Origin of the sequence: Oliverpabstia sp., assembly GCF_022785585.1 — a bacterium.
Lineage (GTDB): Bacteria > Bacillota > Clostridia > Lachnospirales > Lachnospiraceae > Oliverpabstia > Oliverpabstia intestinalis.
This window is the reverse complement of sequence record NZ_JALFPR010000045.1, coordinates 37,060-43,545: the sequence shown is the minus strand read 5'-3', so window position 1 is coordinate 43,545 and position 6,486 is coordinate 37,060. Positions and strand designations below refer to the sequence as shown.

Sequence of the window (6,486 nt, the reverse complement as noted above, 5' to 3'; positions counted from 1 at the left end):
AAAAAAGAAATTGTCCGCTATGAATAAACAGTTAAACGTAACTGTTCAGTACCTTCATAGTTACGAGCCAAAATGCATTTAAACGATAAAAACACGCTTTGCGAGTTTTTATCGTTATCGCGGCACTCCTCAAGGTTCCGTGCAAGCACGGACTTTGACTTGTTGCTCGCGTAAATCACCTTCGGTGATGGCATTTTGGCTTGTATGTCTCGGGATTTTGACATATTCATGTCAAAACACCTCGCGGGACAGTGGCTACTGAATAGTTACAGTTAAACTATGTTTATTGCTTGAAAGAAATGTCTGAAAACAGTATAATATAGAAAAACAAAAGCGAAAGTGAGGAGTTGCACCATGCATTGTGTGAAAAAAGTAACAGATGATTTATACTGGATCGGCGGTAGTGACCGCAGACTGGCTTTATTTGAAAATGTATACCCGATTTCAAGAGGAGTTTCTTATAACTCTTATGTCCTGCTGGACGAAAAAACGGTTCTGTTAGATACCGTGGACGCATCCATCAGCGGATTGTTTTTTGAAAATCTGGAATATGTACTGAACGGAAGGACGCTGGATTACCTGATCGTCAACCATATGGAACCGGATCACTGCGCGGTCATCGGAGATGTGGTGAGAAGATACCCGGATGTAAAACTGGTATGTAATGCGAAAACAGTTCCTATGTTAAAACAGTTCTTTAATTTCCCGGTGGAAGACCGTACTGTGATTGTAAAAGAAATGGACACCCTGTGTACCGGAAAACATACCTTTGCCTTCGTGATGGCACCGATGGTGCACTGGCCGGAAGCTATGGTTTCCTATGATACTGTCGATAAGATCCTGTTTTCCGCAGATGGATTCGGAACGTTCGGAGCAATCAATGGAAACCTGTTTGCGGATGAAGTGAATTTTGAAAGAGACTGGCTGGATGATGCCAGAAGATATTTTATTAATATCGTAGGAAAATATGGCGTTCAGGTACAGAATCTTCTGAAAAAAGCAGCTACCTTGGAGATTAAAATGATCTGTCCTCTCCACGGACCGGTCTGGAGAGAGAATCTCGGATGGTTTATTGAAAAATACGATACCTGGAGCAGCTACAAACCGGAGGATCAGGCAGTTATGATCGCTTATGCATCCATCTATGGCAATACGGAAAATGCCGCTGAGATCCTGGCATCAAAACTGGCAGATAAAGGTGTAAAGAATATCGCCATGTACGATGTATCTGTGACAGATCCTTCGGTGATCGTATCTGAATCTTTCCGCTGCAGCCATCTGGTATTTGCCGCACCGAGCTATAACGGCGGTATCTTTACCAAGATGGAGACTGTACTGTCTGAATTGAAAGCACACAGTTTGCAGAACCGTACTGTAGCCATCATGGAAAACGGGACCTGGGCACCGGTTGCCGGAAGACAGATGCGGGAAATCTTTGCCGGTATGAAAAATATTGAACTCTTAGAGGAAGGTGTAACGATCCGTTCTGCGGTAAAAGAAGCACAGGAAGCATCTCTGGAAGCACTGGCTGAAAAAATCGCTTCTTCCTTACAATAAAAGGCAGGACAAAAAAGTCAAAATAATATACTTTTTTGTCAGTTTAATAGAGGAATTCTCCAAATTTTTATAGTATATTTATTTTAAACTATAATTATTCAGTATTCTCACAGTTACAAAATAAAAAATTAAAGGAGGTTTTTACAAACATGGGAATGGAAGAGTATAAGCTGGAAGCACATCCGGTAAGCAAAAAAGAAGCGATTATTCAGGGAGACTGTTATCGAATCACGATGCTGACATCTGCACTGGTACGTCTGGAATACAACAGCGAAGGTGTATTCGAGGACCGTGCAACACAGTCCGTACTGAACCGTGATTTCCCGGTACCGGAATTCAAGGTCGTTGAGGATGAAGAAGAGCTGGTTATTTATACAGATTCTCTGGAGATTCATTACAACAGAAAACCATTTGCAGCAAACGGTCTGTCTATCAAAGTCGTAGGCGGCGGTAGCGGCTGGGGAAGAAACTGGAATTACGGAGATGAACCGAGTGATCTTCTTGGAACAGCCCGTACACTGGACGGATGCGACGGTGCTATGAAACTGAGTGATGATGCTTATTTGAAGGGTGACACACCGATGAACGAAAAATACAGCGGTAAAGTCAAAATGGAGCATGGTATCATCTCAAGAAAAGGCTTTGCTGTTGTGGATGACAGTCATTCGATGGCACTGACAGAAGACGGATGGGTAAGTCCGAGACAGGGAGATGGCGAGGATCTGTATTTCTTCGGATATGGACATCGTTATCTGGAAAGTCTGAAAGATTTCTATTATCTGTGTGGAAAACAGCCGCTGCTGCCAAGATATGCATTTGGTAACTGGTGGAGCCGTTATCATCGTTACACAGAGGAGGAATATAAAGAACTGGTAGAACGTTTTGAAGACGAAAAACTGCCGTTCTCTGTAGCTGTTGTTGATATGGACTGGCATATTGTTGATGATGTAGATCCGAAATACGGAAGCGGCTGGACAGGATATACCTGGAACAAAAACTTCTTCCCGGATCCAAAAGGATTTATGTCCTGGCTGCATGAGCACAATATGAAGATTACACTGAATGTGCATCCGGCTGACGGAATCCGTGCATATGAGGAACTGTATCCGCGCGTGGCAGAAAAGATGGGAATCGATCCTGAAAGTGAGATTGCAGTACAGTTTGATCCTGCAGATCCACATTTCATGGAAGTGTACCTGAAAGATCTGCATCATCCGCTGGAAGAAGAAGGCGTGGATTTCTGGTGGCTTGACTGGCAGCAGGGAACTGTTACCAAAGTGCCGGGACTGGATCCGCTGTGGATGCTGAACCATTATCATTATCTGGACAGCAGCTGGAAGGGTAATCGTCCGCTGACTTTCTCCAGATATGCAGGTGTGGGAAGTCACAGATATCCGGTAGGATTCTCAGGTGACAGTGTAATCTCATGGGAAAGCTTACAGTTCCAGCCATATTTTACCAATACAGCAAGCAACGTTGGATATGGATGGTGGAGCCATGATATCGGTGGCCATATGATGGGTATCCGTGACGATGAACTGATGGCAAGATGGGTAGAATACGGAGTATTCTCTCCGATTAACCGTCTGCACAGCACCGATAATCCGTTCAACGGAAAAGAACCATGGAAATTTGACAAGATCACACAGGGTGTTATGGAAGATTACCTGCGTCTGCGTCATGGAATGGTTCCATATCTGTACACCATGAACCACAGAGCAAATTACGATGATCTGCCGCTGATCCAGCCAATGTATTATCTGGAGCCGGATCGTGAAGAAGCTTATCAGGTACCGAATGAATATTACTTTGGTTCTGAACTGCTGGTGTCCCCGATCACAGAGAAACAGGATCCGGAAGTTCGTGCAGCGAAAGTAACAACCTGGCTGCCGGAAGGAATGTGGGTTGATTTCTTCACGGGTATGGTATACCAGGGTGGCCGTATGATCGATCTGTGGAGAGGTGTAGAAGATATGCCTGTTCTGATGAAAGCAGGAGCTATCGTTCCGATGAAAGATATGGCTGATTATGACAGCAGCACCGATAACCCGAAAGCTATGGAAGTTCGTGTATTCCCGGCAGAAGACGGAACCTTCACTCTGTGGGAAGACCAGGGAGATACACCTGTAGATAAAGAAGAAAACTGGGTAGCTACACAGCTGACATTTACCGGCGGAGAAGAAGATACTTTCACCATCGGCAAAGCACTGGGTAATGTATCTGTGATTCCGGAAAGCAGAAGCTGGAAGGTAGTATTCATGGGTGTGGAAAAAGCATGCTGCAAAGTAACTGCAGACGGCGAAGAAGTAGCTGTAAAAGTTTCCTATAATAAAGCAATTGCAGCACTGACCGTAGAAGTACCGGAAACAGCAGTAGGAAAAGAAATCGTGATCACATTTGCAGACGGTATATCTCTTGCAGAAAACGATCTGGCCGGACGCTGCTATGCAATGCTTGATAAAGCTCAGATTCCTTACAATCTGAAGTCTGCTATTCAGGCGGTTGTGGAAAAGATGGGCAAAGACGGCATCGGAACACTGGCAACCATGAATCTGAGCCCGGCACTGATGGGTGCTGTTCTGGAACTGCTGACAGCATAAGAGTGTGTGACAGATAAATTACATAGGTAAATACAAAAGCCCCTGTCCGGACAATACTATAAAGATTGTCTGGACAGGGGCTTTTTTGAAATATAGATTACTCTTTTTTGTAGTGACCGGATTTTCCGCCCAGTTTTTCCAAAAGCTGAATCCCGGAGATTACCATGCTGCGATCCATCGCCTTACACATATCGTAGATTGTAAGAAGAGCCACACTGACACCGGTCATGGCTTCCATCTCAACACCGGTTTTCCCTACACAGGAAGTCCGGCAGATTGCCGTTATTTGATGATTGGTAACATCCAGCGAAAATTGCACTTCACAGTCTGTCAGAGCAATGATATGGCACAGAGGAATCAATTCGGCGTTTTTTTTAGCAGCCATAATTCCCGCAATTCTTGCAACGCCAAGAACATCACCTTTTTTTGCAGTATGATGGGTGATTGCGTCAAAGACCTCTTTGTTAACGGTAATGGTTCCCTGAGCTATAGCTACCCGGTAAGTATCTGCTTTTTCATGGACATCTACCATTATGGCATTTCCTTCATGATCAAAATGTGTAAATCCATTCATTGTATGTTTATCCTTTCTCTTATGTGGTTTCCGTATGTCACGGATGTAATTTTGTTAAAATTATATGGTTTATAGTAGGATCTAATCCGCAGAGAATGTCACTGATTTGTTCACCGGCATTCTTTCGGTCTTCGTTGTCACACTGATTTAATACGACAACATATTCGCTGTTGTTTGTAGCTTTCCGTAGTCCCTGGCTGGAAGCAAAAATTGTTGCCATATGTTGGCAGGTCAGAGGATGTGATTCTTTTGCAGACAGAAGTTTGGTTGCTTTGTCCAGTCGGAAACAGCAGTCTTTTAAAGGAAGATCTAGCGCAGAAAGTCCAAGAACGGCAACAACTACGTCTGTCTGAGGGAGTATGACCGGTTCATGGGAATCCGGTACCTTGCAGGGCAGGCGTTTGGAACCGTCTGCTTCAATCAGAATCAGATCCGCAAGTTCTGCCGCACGCTGTAACCAGTGAGGATCCGGACTTTGAAGTTTCTGTGGCTGCACAGAATCCACAGTACCAATCACCGCCCAATTGTCTGTCTGCCAGATATGTTCCAGTTCCTGTTCGGTTTGAGCCAGTTTTAGGGAAGAGGGACGGAAAATATGGGTGGTTGTAGTTACCAGAACCTTTTTTTGGTGGAGCGCACCCCAGTCAGCGATACAGGCAATCAGAGAACTTTTTCCTCCAGCGCCTACAAAAGAAACACAGCATTTTTCTTTCATGAGAAATGGAAAAGCAGTCTGAAGAGGACTTTCTTTACTTTTTTTCAGTTCTTTATAATATTTATAAAATTTGCACATAAAATTCTGTTTGATTTGTGATACCGTGTGGTCTGGTGTCAGGCACTATAAATTTTTGATTTTCGGTATCTTTCCTTTCTCCTGCCTAGTTTATCAAATTATCAGAAAAAAGGAAAGCAAGGTTTTAATCTAACGCAGATAATTTCGCATCACTCGAAGAGCGTTTTTTTCAAGCCGGCTGACTTGTGCCTGAGAGATGCCGATCTCCTGTGCAACTTCCATCTGTGTTTTACCTTCGTAAAATCGTAGATTTACGATATGCCGTTCCCGTGTGTTTAACCGGTTCATTGCATCTTGCAGTGCAAGATTTTCCACCCAGTTTTCCTCCTTATTTTTCTTATCACTGACCTGATCCATTACATAGAGGGTGTCACCACCTTCGGTATATACTGGTTCGTATAAACTCATCGGACTCTGGATTGCATCAAGCGCATAGACAATTTCTTCTTTTCCCATTCCGATTTCGGAGGCAATCTCCATAATCGTCGGTTCACGGAGATTGTTTTTCAGATAATTTTCCCTGGCGTAGATAGCCTTGTAAGCAGTGTCGCGCAGGGAACGACTGACTCGGATGGTACTGTTGTCACGCAGATATCTTCGGATTTCCCCGATGATCATCGGTACAGCGTAAGTGGAAAATTTCACCTGCAAGGTTGTATCAAAATTATCAATTGCTTTCATGAGTCCGATGCATCCGATCTGAAAAAGATCGTCAGCGTTTTCGTTGCTTCCGGAAAAACGTTTGATCACACTGAGTACCAGACGAAGATTTCCCTTGATATACAGTTCTCTTGCCTCTTTGTCCCCTTTTTTTATCTTTTCAAAGAGCAATTCTTTTTCCTCATTGGTCAGTATCGGAAGCCTGGATGTATTTACGCCGCAGATTTCTACCTTGTTCAATGCCATAATAAGAATCCTCCTAATTGTATTTGTTTTTACAACTAAAATGATTCTCAGCTGGC

General features: G+C 43.7%; 5 protein-coding genes. 2 read left to right on the top strand and 3 right to left on the bottom strand.

What is annotated here, in order from left to right; genetic code table 11:
• The first annotated feature begins 354 nt into the window (after window positions 1-354).
• A complete protein-coding gene (locus tag MSA64_RS02750) occupies window positions 355-1,557 on the top strand; it encodes an FprA family A-type flavoprotein (protein ID WP_277664236.1) in 1,203 nt (400 codons plus the stop codon).
• A gap of 149 nt (window positions 1,558-1,706) precedes the next feature.
• Window positions 1,707-4,157: a glycoside hydrolase family 31 protein gene (locus MSA64_RS02745; protein ID WP_154432433.1), complete on the top strand. Its 2,451-nt coding sequence runs from the start codon at window positions 1,707-1,709 to the stop codon at window positions 4,155-4,157.
• Window positions 4,158-4,254: 97 nt separating this feature from the next.
• Here MSA64_RS02745 and moaC read toward each other — a convergent pair whose 3' ends face one another.
• From moaC to sigG, 3 genes are all read right to left on the bottom strand, one after another.
• The gene (gene moaC, locus MSA64_RS02740; RefSeq protein WP_277664234.1) at window positions 4,255-4,731 is read right to left on the bottom strand and encodes a cyclic pyranopterin monophosphate synthase MoaC; all 477 of its coding nucleotides are present in this window, start codon (window positions 4,729-4,731) and stop codon (window positions 4,255-4,257) included.
• A gap of 37 nt (window positions 4,732-4,768) precedes the next feature.
• Window positions 4,769-5,524 (bottom strand): selenium cofactor biosynthesis protein YqeC, encoded by a 756-nt coding sequence (gene yqeC / locus MSA64_RS02735; protein WP_287890429.1) that lies wholly within the window; start codon window positions 5,522-5,524, stop codon window positions 4,769-4,771.
• Between the two features lie 129 nt (window positions 5,525-5,653).
• Window positions 5,654-6,430, bottom strand: coding sequence for an RNA polymerase sporulation sigma factor SigG (gene sigG / locus MSA64_RS02730; RefSeq protein ID WP_154432435.1), 777 nt, complete (start codon window positions 6,428-6,430; stop codon window positions 5,654-5,656).
• Window positions 6,431-6,486: the final 56 nt, after the last annotated feature.

Bases quoted from the DNA above. Each gene is read 5' to 3' on its own strand.
- moaC (WP_277664234.1), bottom strand. From the start codon at position 4,731: ATGAATGGATTTACACATTTTGATCATGAAGGAAATGCCATAATGGTA.
- sigG (WP_154432435.1), bottom strand. From the start codon at position 6,430: ATGGCATTGAACAAGGTAGAAATCTGCGGCGTAAATACATCCAGGCTT.
- MSA64_RS02750 (WP_277664236.1), top strand. From the start codon at position 355: ATGCATTGTGTGAAAAAAGTAACAGATGATTTATACTGGATCGGCGGT.
- yqeC (WP_287890429.1), bottom strand. From the start codon at position 5,524: ATGTGCAAATTTTATAAATATTATAAAGAACTGAAAAAAAGTAAAGAA.
- MSA64_RS02745 (WP_154432433.1), top strand. From the start codon at position 1,707: ATGGGAATGGAAGAGTATAAGCTGGAAGCACATCCGGTAAGCAAAAAA.